Origin of the sequence: Pantoea sp. IMH (assembly GCF_000599885.1) — a bacterium.
Classification (GTDB): Bacteria; Pseudomonadota; Gammaproteobacteria; order Enterobacterales; family Enterobacteriaceae; genus Erwinia.
The window spans coordinates 119,621-135,434 of the sequence record NZ_JFGT01000003.1 but is presented as its reverse complement, the minus strand read 5'-3'; the positions used below and the strand labels follow the sequence as shown (position 1 = coordinate 135,434).

Here is a 15,814-nt window from a genome sequence, read left to right as displayed (position 1 = left end):
TATAATGAGGACTCCACATTTCACGCAAGGTTAGCTCATGATCACCGTTCATCATCTTAATAATTCCAGATCGCAGCGCATTCTCTGGATGCTGGAAGAGCTTGAAATTCCTTATCAGATTAAGCGTTACCAGCGCGAGACAACCATGCTGGCGCCCGAGTCGCTGAAAAAAGTCCATCCGCTGGGGAAATCCCCGGTGATTACCGATGAAAACCGGGTCGTCGCCGAATCTGGCGCCATCCTTGAGTACCTTGAAGAACGTTACGATGCTGAAGGCCGGCTGAAGCTTGTTGACGAGGACGAGCGTCTACAATCCCGTTACTGGCTGCACTATGCAGAAGGTTCGCTGATGCCACTGCTGGTCATGAAGCTGATCTTTAGCCGGATGGGCAAACCGCCGGTTCCCTGGCTGCTGAGGCCGGTGGGCAGCGCTTTTGGCAAAGGCGTACAGAAAGGCTATCTGGATAAACAGCTGGCCACCCACCGCGACTACATTGAACAGCATCTGAGCAGCCATGAGTGGTTTGCCGGACCGCGTTTCAGCATCGCTGATGTGCAGATGAGTTTTCCGCTTCAGGCTCTTTCCGCACGCGGCGGGGCGGCCAGCTCACCCGCCATTCAGGCGTGGCTCGGTAAGGTTCAGATGCGGGCTGCCTGGCAACGTGCGCTGAAACAGGGTGGCGAACTGACGCTTGAGTAACGATTCCCCTTCAGGGCCTGACGCTTCACGTCAGCGTCCGGCCGCGCACGTCATAAGAAAACCCTGTCATGGAAAGTGCTGAAGCCGCGTAAAGTTTGCTTTGCTGGCATTTTCCACCGCTCGCCTGATCCGCATACCCTGTTTTGACAAATTTATCGCTGAACGGTGTTGATAATGCCCTGGAAAAGGCTGGATAATCGTTTGCCTTTAAAATAATGCAGCTGTTAAGCGTGGTGTGGTAAACGTTTGCCTTTTTTCCGATCGTCGCCTCTGTTGAGGTTTTCACGATCCGTGAACATTGTTGCCGGGGATGTAAAACGTTGAACCAGGTCAGGCTTCCCGCACCCCGCATTACTAAATCAAAAAAAATCTCAGGGGATTTTCACTATGTCGACTCCTTCTCCACAGGCCGGCGGCTCGTTAGACGCCTGGTTCAAAATCTCTGCGCGCGGCAGTAGCGTTCGCCGGGAAGTTTTAGCTGGCCTGACGACCTTTCTTGCGATGGTCTATTCGGTGATTGTGGTGCCGTCTATGCTGGGCAAGGCGGGTTTTCCGCCTACCGCCGTTTTCGTTTCCACCTGTCTGGTGGCGGGCTTCGGTTCCCTGATCATGGGACTCTGGGCCAACCTGCCAATGGCAATTGGCTGCGCGATTTCCCTCACCGCCTTTACGGCGTTCAGCCTGGTGCTGGGTCAGCAAATCAGCGTGCCGGTCGCGCTGGGCGCGGTCTTTCTGATGGGGGTGCTTTTTACCCTTATCTCGGCGACGGGCATACGCTCGTGGATCTTGCGCAATCTGCCGATGGGCGTGGCGCACGGAACGGGTGTCGGTATCGGGCTCTTTCTGCTGCTAATCGCCGCTGACGGCGTGGGTCTGGTGGTTAAAAATCCGGCGCCGGGATTGCCGGTGGCATTGGGTGACTTCGCCTCGTTTCCGGTGATCATGTCACTGCTGGGCCTCGCGGCCATTTTCGGCCTGGAGAAGCGTCGCGTACCGGGCGGCATTCTGTTGACGATTATCGTTATCTCCGTGATTGGGCTGATGGTCGATCCGGCGGTGAAGTATCAGGGGCTGTTTGCCATGCCAAGCCTGAGCGACGCCAGCGGCAACTCGTTGGTCTTCAGCCTGGATATTCTGGGCGCGCTGAAGCCGGCGGTGCTGCCGAGCGTGCTGGCGCTGGTGATGACCGCCGTCTTTGATGCTACGGGCACCATCCGCGCCGTGGCTGGCCAGGCGAACCTGCTGGACAAAGATAACCAGATCATCAACGGTGGCCGTGCGCTGACCACCGACTCGGTAAGCAGCATTTTCTCCGGGCTGGTGGGCGCATCGCCGGCGGCAGTCTATATCGAATCGGCCGCTGGTACGGCGGCAGGCGGCAAAACCGGACTGACGGCGATTGTGGTCGGCGTACTCTTTCTGCTGATCCTGTTCCTCTCTCCGCTCGCCTATCTGGTTCCCGGCTATGCCACGGCGCCTGCATTGATGTACGTGGGCCTGCTGATGCTAAGCAACGTTTCCAAGATCGACTTCTCCGACTTTGTGGATGCGATGTCCGGCCTGCTGGCTGCGGTCTTTATCGTGCTGACCTGTAACATCGTGACCGGCATTATGCTCGGTTTCGGCGCGCTGGTGATTGGCCGTGTCTTCGCGGGCGAATGGCGTAAGCTCAACTCGGGTACGGTGATTATCGCCGTGGCGCTGATCGCCTTCTACGCGGGCGGCTGGGCCATTTAATGCCTGGGGCCGGGTTCCCGGCCCCTTTTTCTTCCGGACTGCGCACTTCCTGTTTTTAAACTATCGGCAAGTTTGTTTTATTATCGGTGGAGACCGACCGGTTACAGTGGTCGCATTACTGATAAACAACAGGAAGACGTATAAGGAAAACATGGAAATCTTCTTCACCATCCTCATTCTTACGCTGATGGTTTCGCTCTCCGGCGTTGCTGCGCGCATTATCCCCTTTCAAATCCCGTTGCCGCTGGTGCAGATTGCGATGGGTGCGCTGCTTGCCTGGCCAACATTTGGCCTGCATGTGGATTTCGATCCTGAACTGTTCCTGGTGCTTTTTATTCCGCCGCTGCTGTTTGCTGACGGCTGGAAAACGCCCACCAGTGAGTTTTTGAATCATGGCCGGGAAATTATCGGGCTGGCGCTGGTGCTGGTACTGATCACCGTGGTGGGCATCGGCTATCTGATTTACTGGCTGGTGCCGGGGATCCCGCTGCTGGCGGCTTTTGCGCTGGCGGCGGTGCTGTCGCCAACCGATGCCGTGGCGCTCTCCGGTATCGTCGGTGAAGGACGTATTCCCAAAAAAATCATGGCAATTTTGCAGGGCGAAGCCTTAATGAACGACGCTTCCGGCCTGGTCTCGCTGAAATTTGCCGTGGCGGTGGCGATGGGCACGATGGTATTTACCGTCTCCGGCGCGACCATTGAATTCCTCAAAGTGGCGATTGGCGGCCTGCTGGCCGGGATCGCTATCTGCTGGATCTACGGAAAATCGCTGCGCCTGCTCAGCCGCTGGAGCGGTGACGATCCGGCCACGCAGACCGTGCTGCTGCTGCTGCTGCCGTTCGCCAGCTATCTGATCGCGGAACATCTTGGCGTCTCCGGTATCCTCGCCGCAGTGGCCGCCGGGATGACCATTACCCGCTCGGGCATTATCCGTCAGGCGCCGCTGGCCATGCGGCTTCGCGCTAACAGCGTCTGGCAGATGCTGGAGTTTGTGTTCAACGGCATGGTATTCCTGCTGCTGGGCCTGCAGCTGCCGGCGATTCTGGAAACCTCTGTCACTCAGGTCGAGGTCGATCCGAATGTGGATCTCTGGATGCTGTTTGTTTCTGTGGTGCTGATTTACGCTGCGCTAATGATCGTGCGCTTTGGCTGGCTCTGGACGATGCAGTTGATCAGCCGTCGCCTGCTGACGAAAAGGCCGATGGAGTTCAGCGCCTATACGCTGCGCGATCTGCTTATCGCCTCTTTTGCGGGCGTACGCGGTGCGATTACCCTGGCCGGTGTGCTCTCGATTCCGCTCTACTTAACGAACGGGGATGCGTTTCCGGCACGCTATGAACTGGTCTTTCTGGCCACGGGCGTGATTCTGTTCTCACTGCTGGTCGGTGTTATTGTGCTGCCGGTTCTGCTGCGTGGTATGCCGCGCATGGATAAAACTGCCCAGCGTCATGAGCTTCAGATGGCGCGCGCGGTGATGGCAGGTTCAGCCATTGAAAGCCTCTACAAAATGGAAGAGCGTCTGACGGCCGATGTGGAAGAGAACATTGATGCCGATCTCCTGAAAGAAATCAGCTCCCGGGTGATTGGCAATCTGCGGCGGCGGGTGGACGGGAAAGAGGACCTGGATCGTTCTCTTCTGGCGGAAAGCCTTGAGCGGCGCTTCCGCGTGACTGCACTACGAGCCGAGCGGGCAGAGGTCTATCATCTGCGCGCCACCCAGAAAATCAGCAACGAAACGATGCAGAAACTGCTGCACGATCTCGATCTGCTGGAATCCTTGCTGGTTGAAAAAGAAGAGTAAAAGGCCTCTCCCGCTGACCCTGATTGCCGGCGGGACGGCTCAGATCGACAGGCGGGGCGCCTCGCCCGGCCAGAATTCCCGGCAGCAGGCGATCCAGGCCTGCGCGCCCTTCGACAGATAACTACCGTCACGCCAGATCAGCCCCAGCTCCCAGACCAGATCCGACTCCAGCGGCAGCCAGAGCAGATGGCGTTTATCCAGCCGCTGACAAATCGGCTCCGGCAGAATAGCGATCCCCATGCCCGCCTGTACCATGGAGGCGAGAAAGTCCCACTGTCCGCTGCGCACCGCAATTTGTGGCGCAAATCCGCTGGCCTGAAACGCCCGCATCAGCTGACGGTTGAGGGAGAACTCCTCGTTGTAAATAAGAATGGGGTGACCCGCCAGCTCGGCGACAGGGATATGGGTGCGGCGAAGCCACTCTTCGGTACGCGGTACCAGCACACACAGCGGATGGCTCATCAGGGGCAGGGCGTTCAGCGGCAGATCCTCTGCGACCGGCAGCGCGGTCAGCGCAATATCCAGCGTGCCGGAGAGCACGGCCTGCTGCACGGTGAGGCCACCAAACTCAGCAATATTCAGCCCGACGCCAGGATAACGCTGGCGGAACGCCGAAATCGCACCGGCGATCTGCATACCGACCATGGGCGGTATGCCAAGCCGCAGCTCGCCGGTTTTCAGATCGTTAATATCACTGATCTCCGCCTCCAGCTGCTTAAATTCCTGCAAAATGGTGACGCCGCGCTGAAACACCGCCTGGCCGGTATCAGTGAGGTGAAGCTTACGCCCTTCGCGGATCAGCAGCGTGCAGCCCAGCTCGTCCTCCAGCTGGCGCAGCATTTTGCTGATGGTCGGCTGGGTCACAAACAGCTGCTCAGCCGCCCGGGTAAAACTTTGCTGGCGCACAACTTCAACGAAATAGCGTAAGGCTCTGACGTCCATAAACATTCCTGAAAGGCATAGTGTGGATAATATTAAGTCATTTTTTTCACGCTTTGTAACCGCTTTATACTGGCCGCACTCAATAAATCAGGAGAAATCATCATGGCGTTGGCAATGCGCCCGCGATGCTGGGAATGGGTGCGGTATCTTCAGGTACCGCTACAGGTCATGTTTTACATCGGATTCTTTTTACTGGCGCAATGGCTGGTGGAGCGGCTGCACCTGCCGCTTCCGGCAAACATTGTCGGTATGCTGCTACTGCTGGCGATGATGCTGCTGCGCCTTTTGCCGCTTAACTGGGTGAAAGCGGGATCGCGCTGGCTGCTGGCGGAGATGCTGCTGTTTTTTGTGCCCGCCGTGGTGGCCGTGGTGAACTACGCGCCGCTTCTGCGGGTTGAGGGCTGGCGGATTATGCTGGTAATCAGTATCAGTACGCTGCTGGTGCTGGCTGCCACCGCGCTGGTCGTGGAGAAAGTCTATCATTTTGAATGCTGGCTGGCCCGGCGCAGGCGGGAGCCACGCGATGAGTGATTTCACCGTCAGTATGCTCTGTCTGCTCGCTACGCTCGGCATCTATTTCTGCAATAAACGTCTCTATCGCCGCTGGCACAAACTGCTGCTGATGCCGCTGGTGATGACGCCGATGGTACTGGTGGCGCTGCTGCTGCTCACGCATATCTCCTGGCACAATTACATCGGCGAGAGCCACTGGCTGCTGTGGCTGCTGGGACCGGCGACGCTGGCCTTTGCCGTTCCGGTTTGTGAAAACATGGCGATTATCCGTCGCCACTGGCTGTCGCTCTCGGCGGGTGTGATAACCGCCACGCTGGTCGCCGTCTGCAGCTCGGTGTGGCTGGCAAGGCTGCTGGCGTTACCGGAAGAGATCCAGCGCAGCCTCGCGGTCCGCTCCATCACTACCCCTTTCGCGCTGGCGGCGGCGAAACAGCTCGGTGGCCAGCCCGACCTGGTGGCACTGTTTGTGGTAATCACTGGCGTGTTTGGCATGGCGGTCGGCGATCTGCTGTTTATCCGGCTGGCGGTAAAGCAGGGCATAGCGAAAGGGGCAGGTTTTGGTGCGGCCTCGCACGGCGCTGGCACCGCACGTGCCTATGAAACTGGGCAGGAGGAAGGGGTCGTGGCAAGCCTGGTGATGATGCTTTCCGGCGTTGTAACTGTGATCGTCGCTCCGCTCATCGGGCATCTGATGTGGGCAACGGTGTAGGGGACATATTCTGTTACCAGAGTTTTGTAATGTTAACTAAATGGCGTGACGATTATCCCTTTTCCCATGTTATTCAGCGGATAGTTAGTTTACTCTGCGAAGCCGCCGGAAAATGGCGTGAGTAAATTTATCAGGAGAATAATATGAAAGCAGTGGCAACTACCGCAGGCGCACTCGCGCTTCTGGTGCTGGCAGGATCGGCACAGGCAATCGAAGGCGGCGTTGACGTCGGTGAAGATTATACGAACGTTCGCGTTGGTCTGGGCACCACTACGCCAGGCTTCGCACTGTCAGGTAACTGGCTGCGTAGCGATCACGATGGCAGCCTGGGAAGCCTGGGTCTGGGTTACAACGTGGCCATCGGCGACATTTTCCTTTCGCCACAGGTTAAAGTGATGTCAACCAGCCCGAAAGACAGCAAAGATGGCTATGCGGTCGCGGTCGGCGGCGGCGTGAACTTCCCGGTAACCAAAATGTTTAACGTCTTTGGCGAGTACTACTACTCTCCGGACTCGTTCTCCAGCCATATCGATAACTACCAGGAAGCGTCAGGCGGCGTGAGCTTCCAGCCAATTTCACTGGTAGATGTGCGCGTGGGTTACAAATATATGACCATGAACGGTAAAGACGGTCGTAAAGACAACGTGATTGCCGATGGCCCTTACGTAGGTGCTGCGCTGCACTTCTAAGGTAAAAAGGGCGAATCTTTCGATTCGCCCCTCAACGTTTTAATCGTCTGAAATTATGTGCATCAAGGCGATTGTCGCGATACCCGCCCAGCCAACTTTATCAGCAGTGCGACCATCACTTCGCGCCGGATGCTCACTCCTTCAGCCTTATACTGAGGGCGACTCTTTCGACTCACCCCGTTCAGTCATTAATGCGCTTTGCCGGTATCGATGCCCACCCCCGTTTGTGAGCGAACAAACTGCGCCTGAAAACGCTGGCGCTCCTGAGCACCTTCCGCCGTATTGTCGGTAACTGAGAAGAGCCATGTGCCGATAAACGCGACCGCCATCGAGAACAGCGCCGGATATTCATACGGGAATATCGCTTCTGCGTGACCCAGCACCTGCACCCAGACTGTTGGGCCAAGGATCATCAGAAAAACCGCCGTCAACAGCCCCAGCCAGCCGCCCACCATCGCACCGCGCGTGGTCAGTTTCGACCAGTACATCGAGAGCAGAATGATCGGGAAGTTACAGCTCGCGGCAATCGAAAACGCCAGGCCAACCATAAAGGCGATATTCTGTTTCTCGAACAGGATACCGAGCGCAATGGCCACAATACCCAGTACCAGCACGGTGATCTTCGATACGCGCAGCTCCTGCTGCTCGGTAGCCTGACCCTTGCGGAAGACGCTGGCGTAAAGATCGTGGGATACCGCAGAGGCACCGGCCAGCGTCAGTCCGGCAACCACTGCCAGAATGGTGGCAAAGGCGACCGCAGAGATAAAGCCAAGGAACATACTGCCGCCAACGGCGTCTGCCAGGTGAACGGCCGCCATATTGTTTCCGCCGATAAGCGCACCTGCGGCATCCTTAAACGCCGGGTTAGCGCCCACCAGCAGAATAGCGCCGAAGCCGATGATAAAGGTCAGGAAGTAGAAATAGCCCATAAAGCCGGTGGCATAAAATACGCTCTTGCGTGCTTCACGAGCGTCGCTGACCGTAAAGAAACGCATCAGAATATGCGGTAAGCCTGCCGTACCAAACATCAGGCCCAGCCCGAGCGAGAGCGCCGAGATAGGATCGTTGACCAGCCCGCCGGGCGACATGATCGCAATGCCTTTCGGGTGAACCGCCATCGCCTGGGTGAAGAGGTTGTTGAAGCTGAAGCCGACGGTCTTCATCACCATGATAGCCATAAAGCTGGCGCCGAACAGCAGCAGTACAGCTTTAATAATCTGCACCCAGGTGGTGGCAAGCATGCCGCCAAAGAGCACATAGAGCACCATCAGAATCCCGACCAGCACCACGGCAATATGGTAGTCCAGACCGAACAGCAGCTGAATCAGTTTGCCTGCGCCCACCATCTGCGCGATGAGATAAAGCGCCACCACCACCAGCGAGCCGCAGGCGGAAAGGGTACGGATCGGCATCTGCTTCAAACGATAAGACGCTACGTCGGCAAAGGTGTAACGACCAAGGTTACGCAGCCGCTCTGCGATCAAAAACAGAATAATCGGCCAGCCGACCAGAAAGCCCAGCGAATAGATCAGGCCATCGTAGCCAGAGGTGTAGACCAGCGCAGAGATCCCCAGAAAGGAGGCGGCGGACATAAAGTCGCCGGCCATCGCCAGTCCGTTCTGAAAACCGGTGATATTGCCACCAGCCGTATAATAGTCGCTGCGTGAGCGGGTACGTTTGGAAGCCCAGTAAGTGATGCCCAGCGTGGCGGCCACGAAGATCAGAAACATCACGATGGCTTCATAGTTTGTCGGCTGCCTTTCTACCGCGCCCGTGATGGCATCCGCCGCCAGCGTGGAAAAGGGAAGGAAGGCGAGAAGCGCAGATATTGCATGGCGTAATTTCATCCCTTCACCTCGTTCAGCAGTTCACGGGTCAGGCGATCGAATTCGCCATTTGCCCGCCAGACATAGATACCGGTCAGCAGAAACGAGATCACAATCAGGCCCACGCCAATAGGAATACCACGGGTCACGTTAGTGTCCGCATCAAGCGGCGTGCCCAGCCAGCCAGGGGCAAAAGCAATTAACAGAATAAACCCGACGTAGAGAATTAACATAATCACGGAGAGCAGGGTGGCAAAAGCCTGGCGTTTTCTCACCAGCTCCTTAAAGCGTGCACTCTTTTCTATCCGCTGATAAATCACATCGTTCATCACAGAATCTCCAGAGGTAGTATTGGGACGGATGCTTTCGCCTGTTTTAGGGCGGCTCAGCGCGCTCTGCGTCGTGACGTAGAAATGGCACGGACGAACAGCAAACTGGCCACGGCGAGTGTTTCCGCCTGTAGGGCGCTTGTTATATTTATCTTCGGTGGTTGCTTAGCTTGCTTCTGATAACGATATCTGAACAGGTTGTACGGTGAAGAAACAGAGAAAGCCACAGCAGTTAAAGGCGCTGCGGGCTTCCTCCTTAATAAAGAACCGGTGAATTAAGGCATATTGATAGCCTGTTTTTCCTCCAGCAGTTTTTCCACCACGCCAGGATCGGCCAGCGTCGAGGTATCACCAAGATTGCCGGTATCGCCGGTGGCGATTTTGCGCAGAATGCGGCGCATAATCTTGCCGGAGCGGGTTTTTGGCAGCGAGTCAGTCCAGTGCAGCACATCCGGTGTGGCAATCGGGCCGATCTCTTTGCGCACCCAGTTGCGTACCTCGGCATAAAGCTCAGGGGATGGCTCTTCGCCGCTGTTCAGCGTGATGTAGGCATATATCGCCTGGCCTTTGATGCCGTGCGGAATGCCGACCACCGCCGCTTCAGCGATTTTCGGATGCGAAACAAGTGCGGATTCAATTTCTGCGGTGCCAAGTCGGTGGCCGGAGACGTTCAGCACGTCATCAACGCGCCCCGTAATCCAGTAGTAGCCGTCCTCGTCGCGCCGGGCGCCGTCGCCGCTGAAGTACATATTCTTGAAGGTGGAGAAGTAGGTCTGTTCAAAGCGATCGTGATCGCCGAACAGCGTTCGCGCCTGGCCTGGCCATGAATCCGTCATCACCAGGTTGCCTTCGCAGGCCCCTTCCTGCGGGATGCCTTCGTTATCCACCAGCGCGGGCTGCACGCCAAAGAAAGGCTTAGTGGCGGATCCCGCTTTCAGCTCGGTGGCACCAGGTAGCGGCGTAATCATGAACCCACCAGTCTCCGTCTGCCACCAGGTGTCGACAATCGGGCAGCGACCATTACCGATTTTGTTGTAATACCACTCCCAGGCTTCCGGGTTGATCGGCTCTCCGACCGAGCCCATGATGCGCAGCGATGAGCGGTCTGTGCCGGCAATCGCCTTGTCGCCTTCCGCCATCAGCGCACGGATGGCCGTTGGCGCGGTATAAAGCAGCGTGACCTTGTGCTTGTCCACCACTTCCGCCATGCGGCTCGGCTTCGGCCAGTTTGGCACACCTTCAAACAGCAACGTGGTGGCGCCGCACGCCAGCGGGCCATACAGCAGATAGCTGTGGCCGGTGATCCAGCCGACGTCAGCGGTACACCAGTAGATATCTTCCGGCCGGTGATCGAAAACGTATTTAAAGGTAGTGGCCACATAAACCAGGTAACCGCCGGTGGTATGCAGGACGCCCTTCGGTTTGCCGGTGGAGCCGGAAGTATAAAGGATAAACAGCGGGTCCTCCGCGTTCATCTCTTCTGGCTGATGGTGCGCGCACGCCTTATTAACCAGCTCATGCCACCAGAGATCGCGGCCATTCTCCCACCCCGTTTCTTTACCGGTGCGGCGGAAGACCACCACGTTGGTCACGGAAGTGACTTTAGGATTCGCCAGTGCATCATCCACGTTTTTCTTCAGCGGAATGGTCCGTCCCGCACGTACGCCCTCATCGGCCGTGACCACGAGTCTGGCATTGCAGTCCATAATGCGCCCAGCAACCGCCTCCGGCGAGAAACCGCCGAAGATGACCGTGTGTACGGCACCGATGCGCGCACATGCCAGCATGGCGATGGCGGCTTCTGGCACCATCGGCATATAGATGGCTACCACGTCACCCTTATTGACGCCCAGTTCCTTAAGCGAATTGGCGAAGCGGCAGACCTCGCGGTGCAGTTCACGAAAGGTCAGCGTCTTACTCTCGCTGGCGTCGTCACCTTCCCAGATAATGGCTGGATGATCGCCGCGGCTGTGCAGATGGCGGTCGAGGCAGTTGGCCGCCAGGTTGAGCGTGCCGTCCTCGTACCAGCGGATGCGGATATCGCCGGGGGCGAAGGAGGTATTCTTTACCGTCGAATAGGGCTTAATCCAGTCGAGAATCCGGCCCTGCTCTCCCCAGAACGCATCCGGGTCCTGCACGGAAAGTTGGTACATCGACTGGTATTGTTCGGCGTTGATCAGGGTGCTTTCCGCAATGCTGGCGGGAACGGGATGTCTGTGTAGTTGGCTCATGGCTAATCTCCTTGAAGATGTTAATCATATGTCAATCAAAGGTTAAATAAAGACAGCCTGAATGCTTTGTTTGCTTTTTGCGCGACAGATCACGTCATAACGACACGTGATGGAAAGAGGGGAATAATCACCCGAACGGTGAGGCGCTAACGGACATTATGGCCTCAGAAGCGGTAAACCGCGGCGTTAAACTGGTCACAAAAGAGGCAATTAAACCTTTGTGTCATTGTGCCAAAAACAGGCGCAATGCATAGCTATGCGTCAGGCCGAAAAAATATTACCAATTATAACAACGGGTTATTTAAAAGCGGCGCTTACAGAGCTTTATCCTGTAAGTCGCCGATAAAGTAGCCGCATCGCTGGCAGGGTTGCATTTATACCAGTGAAAATGGTACTGATCACGCGCCTGCAAATCAGGTATCAACCATCCAATATCCGCGAATTCACCGACGTCGGTACAACCTCCCTTGAGAGTGATTCACTCCGCAGCGTTCATGCGGAAAGCGGGTTTTGTTAAGGAAACAAAAAACATGAAAGCTGCTAAATTCAGCCTGGCCTGGCAAATACTGACGGCGTTGGTACTGGGGATCGTCGTTGGCGCGATATTGCATAATCAGCCAGAAGATCGTGAATGGTTAGTCGCCAATATTCTCAGCCCTGCGGGTGACATCTTTATTCACCTGATCAAAATGATCGTGGTACCTATCGTTATTTCGACGCTGATCGTGGGCATTGCCGGCGTAGGCGACGCAAAAAAGTTGGGGCGAATTGGTGTTAAAACCATCGTCTATTTCGAAGTGATAACCACCATTGCCATTGTGGTAGGCATTACCCTGGCGAACGTTTTTCAACCTGGCTACGGCATTGATATGTCGACGCTGGCAACGGTGGACATCTCTAAATATGAAGCGACCACGGAACAGGTGCAGAGCGGGGCGCATAGCCTGGTGACCACCATTCTTTCGCTCATTCCGCAGAATATTTTCGCGGCGATTGCCAAAGGCGATATGCTGCCGATTATCTTCTTCTCGGTGCTGTTTGGCCTGGGATTGTCATCGCTGCCATCCGAGCACCGCGATCCGCTGCTGAAAGTGTTCCGCTCCACGTCAGAAGCGATGTTTAAAGTGACCCATATGATCATGCGCTACGCCCCGATTGGCGTTTTCGCTCTGATCTCCGTCACCATCGCGAACTTCGGATTTGCCTCGCTCTGGCCGCTCGCCAAGCTGGTGATTCTGGTTTACGCCGCTATCCTCTTCTTTGCGTTTGTGGTGCTGGGGACCGTGGCACGTATCTGTGGCCTGCGTATCACCACGCTGATGCGTATCCTGAAAGATGAGCTTATCCTCTCTTACTCCACCTCCAGTTCGGAAACCGTACTGCCGCGGATTATGGAGAAGATGGAGGCGTACGGCGCGCCTAAGTCGATCACCAGTTTCGTGGTGCCGACCGGCTACTCGTTCAACCTGGACGGCTCGACGCTTTATCAGAGCATCGCCGCTATCTTTATTGCCCAGCTCTACGGCATCGATCTCTCTCTCGGCGATGAAATCGTGCTGGTGCTGACGCTGATGGTGACTTCGAAAGGGATTGCGGGTGTGCCTGGCGTCTCCTTTGTGGTGCTGCTGGCCACGCTGGGCAGCGTGGGGATCCCGCTGGAAGGGCTTGCCTTTATTGCCGGTGTAGACCGTATCATGGATATGGCACGTACCGCCCTGAATGTGGTGGGCAATGCCCTGGCCGTGCTGGTGATCGCCAAGTGGGAAAACCAGTTTGATAATAAGCAGGCCATCGCTTACGAAAGCAAGATGAAGCAGGTCTCTTCCGCAACCTGATCATAGATCGCTGGCGGCACAGTCGTGCCGCCACTTTTCCTTAGGACTCATCCCTCGCCACGCCTTCCTTATTCCTCTTTCGTCGATTTCTCTCTTTATTCCGCCGCCACCACGCTGACGCCCTGTTTTCGGTCAGCGATTAATCATTTTCATACGATATCATCAAATTTCCCTGAATAATTGAGCTTGCTGTTATTGCCTGTCGCAGGCTATCGCCATCTTCTTATAAATGCCGTCATCGCTAATAAAGGAGCGATACGCACCGGGATCACAAAATTTCATTTATGGCGCTAAAGATCGCTCCCCTCCCGCCGAAAATAGTAAAAATTAGTAATCATTTACCCCTTTATCAATTTCGCCACGCTTCAAGGATTTCCATGCGAACTAATCTGCCCGTCACCCAGCATGAACATGTGTTTGATGAAGATGCCACATTGATGTCAACCACGGACGCCAGCAGCTACATCACCTATGCAAATGACGCATTTATTGAAGTCAGCGGCTTCACGCCGGAGGAGATTAACGGACAGCCTCATAACCTTGTGCGCCATCCTGACATGCCTGCGGAAGCCTTTGAGGATATGTGGGCCACGTTAAAAAAGGGCGAGCCCTGGTCGGCGCTGGTCAAGAACCGGCGCAAAAATGGCGATCACTACTGGGTGCGCTCCAATACCGTTCCGGTGGTGCGTGAGGGCAAAGTGCAGGGCTTTATGTCCGTAAGAACCCGGCCATCGGCGCAGGAGATCGAGAAAACCGAGCAGATCTACCGCGAATTTCGTGAAGGTAAGCGGAAGGGCTGGCGCTTCCATAAAGGGCTGCTGGTACGTACAGGTATGATGCGCTGGGCGTCGGTAATGAAAACGCTTCCGCTGCGCTGGCGTATCCGTACCCCGCTGATGACGCTGCTCCCTCTTAGCGTGGCGGGCGTCTGGGCGCTGGGCCTGGCGATGCAGCCGCTGGCTGTGTTTACTGCCGTTATGGCGGTGCTGTTGCTGCTTACCTCAGTCTGGCTGGAGCAGCAAATTTCCCGTCCCGTTGAGCGTTTGTGCCAGCAGGCACTCCGGGTGGCGACCGGCGCCTGCCACAAGGTGGAAGAACAGGATCGTGCCGATGAGATCGGCACCACGCAGCGCGCCATTGGTCAGTTGGGCCTGATGTTCCGCTGGCTGGTGAATGACGTCAGCGGTCAGGCGCTTAACGTCCTCAGCGCCAGCGACGCGATCGCGCGTGGTAATAATGAACTCAGCCGCCGGACCGAGCAGGCCGCCGCCAATGTGCAGCAGACCGCTGCGACGATGAATGAGATGACCGCCACGGTGAAAAGCAACACCGAGACGGCTCAGCAGGTCAATGTGTTGTCGAAGACTACCAGCGATGCGGCCAGCAACGGCGGTAAAGCGATGAAAGATATGGTTAGCATGATGGCCGAAATCGCCGACAGCTCGAAAAAGATCGCCAACATCACCAGCGTGATTGACGGTATCGCGTTCCAGACCAATATTCTGGCGCTGAATGCCGCCGTGGAAGCGGCACGCGCGGGTGAGCAGGGCAAGGGCTTTGCGGTCGTGGCAGGCGAAGTCCGCAATCTGGCGCAGCGCAGCGCCAGAGCCGCCAGCGAAATCAAAAACCTCGTTGAAACCAGCGCCACCAAGGTCCATTCGGGCAGCGAGCATGTGGATGATGCTGGCAAGACCATGGATAACATCGTTTCACAGGTTCAGAACGTCACTTCACTGGTCGCTCAAATCAGCGCAGCGACCGCCGAACAGGCGACGGCCCTGAGTGAGGTCAGTTTGGCAGTGGAAGATCTCGATCATATAACGCATCAGAACGCGGCCCGAGTGGAAGAGAGCGCCCAGGCATCAGGGCAGATGACGCGGCAGGCCACGCGACTGGTGGAGGCGATCAGCGTCTTCCGCTAGCCTGCGGCCTGGCGGACGTGCAGGCGTTCGGCCAGGCTACAGCGAGCAGAAGCCAAAAAAAAGCAGACCTTACGGCCTGCTGGAGATACGCCCTGGTGTCGGCGTAATAAAACGCTTTTGCTGTTATGGAAGATGCTGTCCTGACAAATCCAACGCCTGCTTAAAAAGCGATGAAGTAGCAGAACAGGGGATTCATTGGCTCAGTATTATTAAAATATTTCTGGAAAGAGTGCACTACTTTTTTCCGTTAATGTGATTAATACGGCAATATCCTTTTACTGTTACTTTTTCTTACCAGATGAAATTGCGTTTAATTGCATAATATTCAATGGATTAGATTTGTCTATTGTCCTGGGGTCTTTCTGTGTTATCAAACAGAAAGGTTATTTACTCCATCAGTCAAAACTTATGAAATATAATTTTACTTTTTCTGCTGGCATGCCATTTTGATATTTGGCCTCTTTTTTAGAGATTATTCTTATAATTTAAGGGGAATATTCTTAATTGATTTTATCTCCTTTCGTCAGATTGCCTCTTCATCGCCCTTCACCGCGCTAACTCAACTACAGTTAAGGCTTAG

At 55.8% G+C, this 15,814-nt stretch carries 13 protein-coding genes; 8 read left to right on the top strand and 5 right to left on the bottom strand.

From position 1 onward, the window contains the following. Positions 1 to 37 precede the first annotated feature (37 nt). Entirely contained in the window at positions 38 to 700 is a 663-nt protein-coding gene (locus EA20_RS0105990) for a glutathione S-transferase family protein (RefSeq protein ID WP_024965969.1), read from the top strand. Between the two features lie 25 nt (positions 701 to 725). Here EA20_RS0105990 and EA20_RS0105985 read toward each other — a convergent pair whose 3' ends face one another. Beyond that, positions 726 to 986 carry a hypothetical protein gene (locus tag EA20_RS0105985; RefSeq protein ID WP_024965968.1) on the bottom strand — a complete coding sequence of 87 codons (261 nt, stop codon included), beginning with the start codon at positions 984 to 986 and terminating at the stop codon, positions 726 to 728. A 101-nt stretch (positions 987 to 1,087) separates the two neighbouring features. Between EA20_RS0105985 and EA20_RS0105980 the strand changes: the two genes are divergently transcribed. Beyond that, positions 1,088 to 2,437 carry an NCS2 family permease gene (locus tag EA20_RS0105980; RefSeq protein ID WP_024965967.1) on the top strand — a complete coding sequence of 450 codons (1,350 nt, stop codon included), beginning with the start codon at positions 1,088 to 1,090 and terminating at the stop codon, positions 2,435 to 2,437. A gap of 151 nt (positions 2,438 to 2,588) precedes the next feature. Continuing rightward, positions 2,589 to 4,238, top strand: a complete 1,650-nt coding sequence (locus EA20_RS0105975; protein ID WP_024965966.1) for a Na+/H+ antiporter — start codon at positions 2,589 to 2,591, stop codon at positions 4,236 to 4,238. A gap of 39 nt (positions 4,239 to 4,277) precedes the next feature. Here EA20_RS0105975 and EA20_RS0105970 read toward each other — a convergent pair whose 3' ends face one another. After that, complete coding sequence (locus EA20_RS0105970) at positions 4,278 to 5,180, bottom strand: LysR family transcriptional regulator (protein ID WP_024965965.1); 903 nt, start codon at positions 5,178 to 5,180, stop codon at positions 4,278 to 4,280. 102 nt (positions 5,181 to 5,282) lie between these two features. Here EA20_RS0105970 and EA20_RS0105965 point away from each other — a divergent pair, with 102 nt between their 5' ends. The 3 genes from EA20_RS0105965 (at position 5,283) to EA20_RS0105955 (ending at position 7,091) form a co-directional block, all read left to right on the top strand. Next, the gene (locus EA20_RS0105965; RefSeq protein ID WP_024965964.1) at positions 5,283 to 5,711 is read left to right on the top strand and encodes a CidA/LrgA family protein; all 429 of its coding nucleotides are present in this window, start codon (positions 5,283 to 5,285) and stop codon (positions 5,709 to 5,711) included. After that, positions 5,704 to 6,402: an LrgB family protein gene (locus EA20_RS0105960; RefSeq protein WP_024965963.1), complete on the top strand. Its 699-nt coding sequence runs from the start codon at positions 5,704 to 5,706 to the stop codon at positions 6,400 to 6,402. Before EA20_RS0105965 ends, EA20_RS0105960 begins: the two co-directional genes overlap by 8 nt. Positions 6,403 to 6,545: 143 nt before the next feature. Next, positions 6,546 to 7,091: a YfaZ family outer membrane protein gene (locus tag EA20_RS0105955; protein WP_024965962.1), complete on the top strand. Its 546-nt coding sequence runs from the start codon at positions 6,546 to 6,548 to the stop codon at positions 7,089 to 7,091. 188 nt (positions 7,092 to 7,279) lie between these two features. On the opposite strand, the gene actP is transcribed toward EA20_RS0105955, so the two are convergent. The 3 genes from actP to acs form a co-directional block, all read right to left on the bottom strand. Next, the gene (gene actP / locus EA20_RS0105950; RefSeq protein WP_024965961.1) at positions 7,280 to 8,938 is read right to left on the bottom strand and encodes a cation/acetate symporter ActP; all 1,659 of its coding nucleotides are present in this window, start codon (positions 8,936 to 8,938) and stop codon (positions 7,280 to 7,282) included. After that, on the bottom strand, positions 8,935 to 9,246 hold the full coding sequence (locus EA20_RS0105945) for a DUF485 domain-containing protein (RefSeq protein ID WP_024965960.1): 312 nt from the start codon (positions 9,244 to 9,246) through the stop codon (positions 8,935 to 8,937). The genes actP and EA20_RS0105945 overlap by 4 nt, the downstream gene beginning before the upstream one ends. Positions 9,247 to 9,521: 275 nt before the next feature. Continuing rightward, complete coding sequence (gene acs, locus EA20_RS0105940) at positions 9,522 to 11,477, bottom strand: acetate--CoA ligase (RefSeq protein ID WP_024965959.1); 1,956 nt, start codon at positions 11,475 to 11,477, stop codon at positions 9,522 to 9,524. Between the two features lie 530 nt (positions 11,478 to 12,007). Between acs and gltP the strand changes: the two genes are divergently transcribed. Together gltP and EA20_RS0105930 are read left to right on the top strand one after the other, a co-directional pair. Next, the gene (gltP, locus tag EA20_RS0105935; RefSeq protein WP_024965958.1) at positions 12,008 to 13,312 is read left to right on the top strand and encodes a glutamate/aspartate:proton symporter GltP; all 1,305 of its coding nucleotides are present in this window, start codon (positions 12,008 to 12,010) and stop codon (positions 13,310 to 13,312) included. A 377-nt stretch (positions 13,313 to 13,689) separates the two neighbouring features. Then, entirely contained in the window at positions 13,690 to 15,234 is a 1,545-nt protein-coding gene (locus tag EA20_RS0105930) for a PAS domain-containing methyl-accepting chemotaxis protein (protein ID WP_024965957.1), read from the top strand. The last annotated feature ends 580 nt before the right edge of the window (positions 15,235 to 15,814 follow it).

Bases quoted from the DNA above. Each gene is read 5' to 3' on its own strand.
- EA20_RS0105930 (WP_024965957.1), top strand. From the start codon at position 13,690: ATGCGAACTAATCTGCCCGTCACCCAGCATGAACATGTGTTTGATGAA.
- EA20_RS0105975 (WP_024965966.1), top strand. From the start codon at position 2,589: ATGGAAATCTTCTTCACCATCCTCATTCTTACGCTGATGGTTTCGCTC.
- EA20_RS0105965 (WP_024965964.1), top strand. From the start codon at position 5,283: ATGGCGTTGGCAATGCGCCCGCGATGCTGGGAATGGGTGCGGTATCTT.
- gltP (WP_024965958.1), top strand. From the start codon at position 12,008: ATGAAAGCTGCTAAATTCAGCCTGGCCTGGCAAATACTGACGGCGTTG.
- EA20_RS0105970 (WP_024965965.1), bottom strand. From the start codon at position 5,180: ATGGACGTCAGAGCCTTACGCTATTTCGTTGAAGTTGTGCGCCAGCAA.
- EA20_RS0105955 (WP_024965962.1), top strand. From the start codon at position 6,546: ATGAAAGCAGTGGCAACTACCGCAGGCGCACTCGCGCTTCTGGTGCTG.
- EA20_RS0105990 (WP_024965969.1), top strand. From the start codon at position 38: ATGATCACCGTTCATCATCTTAATAATTCCAGATCGCAGCGCATTCTC.
- EA20_RS0105960 (WP_024965963.1), top strand. From the start codon at position 5,704: ATGAGTGATTTCACCGTCAGTATGCTCTGTCTGCTCGCTACGCTCGGC.
- acs (WP_024965959.1), bottom strand. From the start codon at position 11,477: ATGAGCCAACTACACAGACATCCCGTTCCCGCCAGCATTGCGGAAAGC.
- EA20_RS0105980 (WP_024965967.1), top strand. From the start codon at position 1,088: ATGTCGACTCCTTCTCCACAGGCCGGCGGCTCGTTAGACGCCTGGTTC.
- actP (WP_024965961.1), bottom strand. From the start codon at position 8,938: ATGAAATTACGCCATGCAATATCTGCGCTTCTCGCCTTCCTTCCCTTT.
- EA20_RS0105945 (WP_024965960.1), bottom strand. From the start codon at position 9,246: ATGAACGATGTGATTTATCAGCGGATAGAAAAGAGTGCACGCTTTAAG.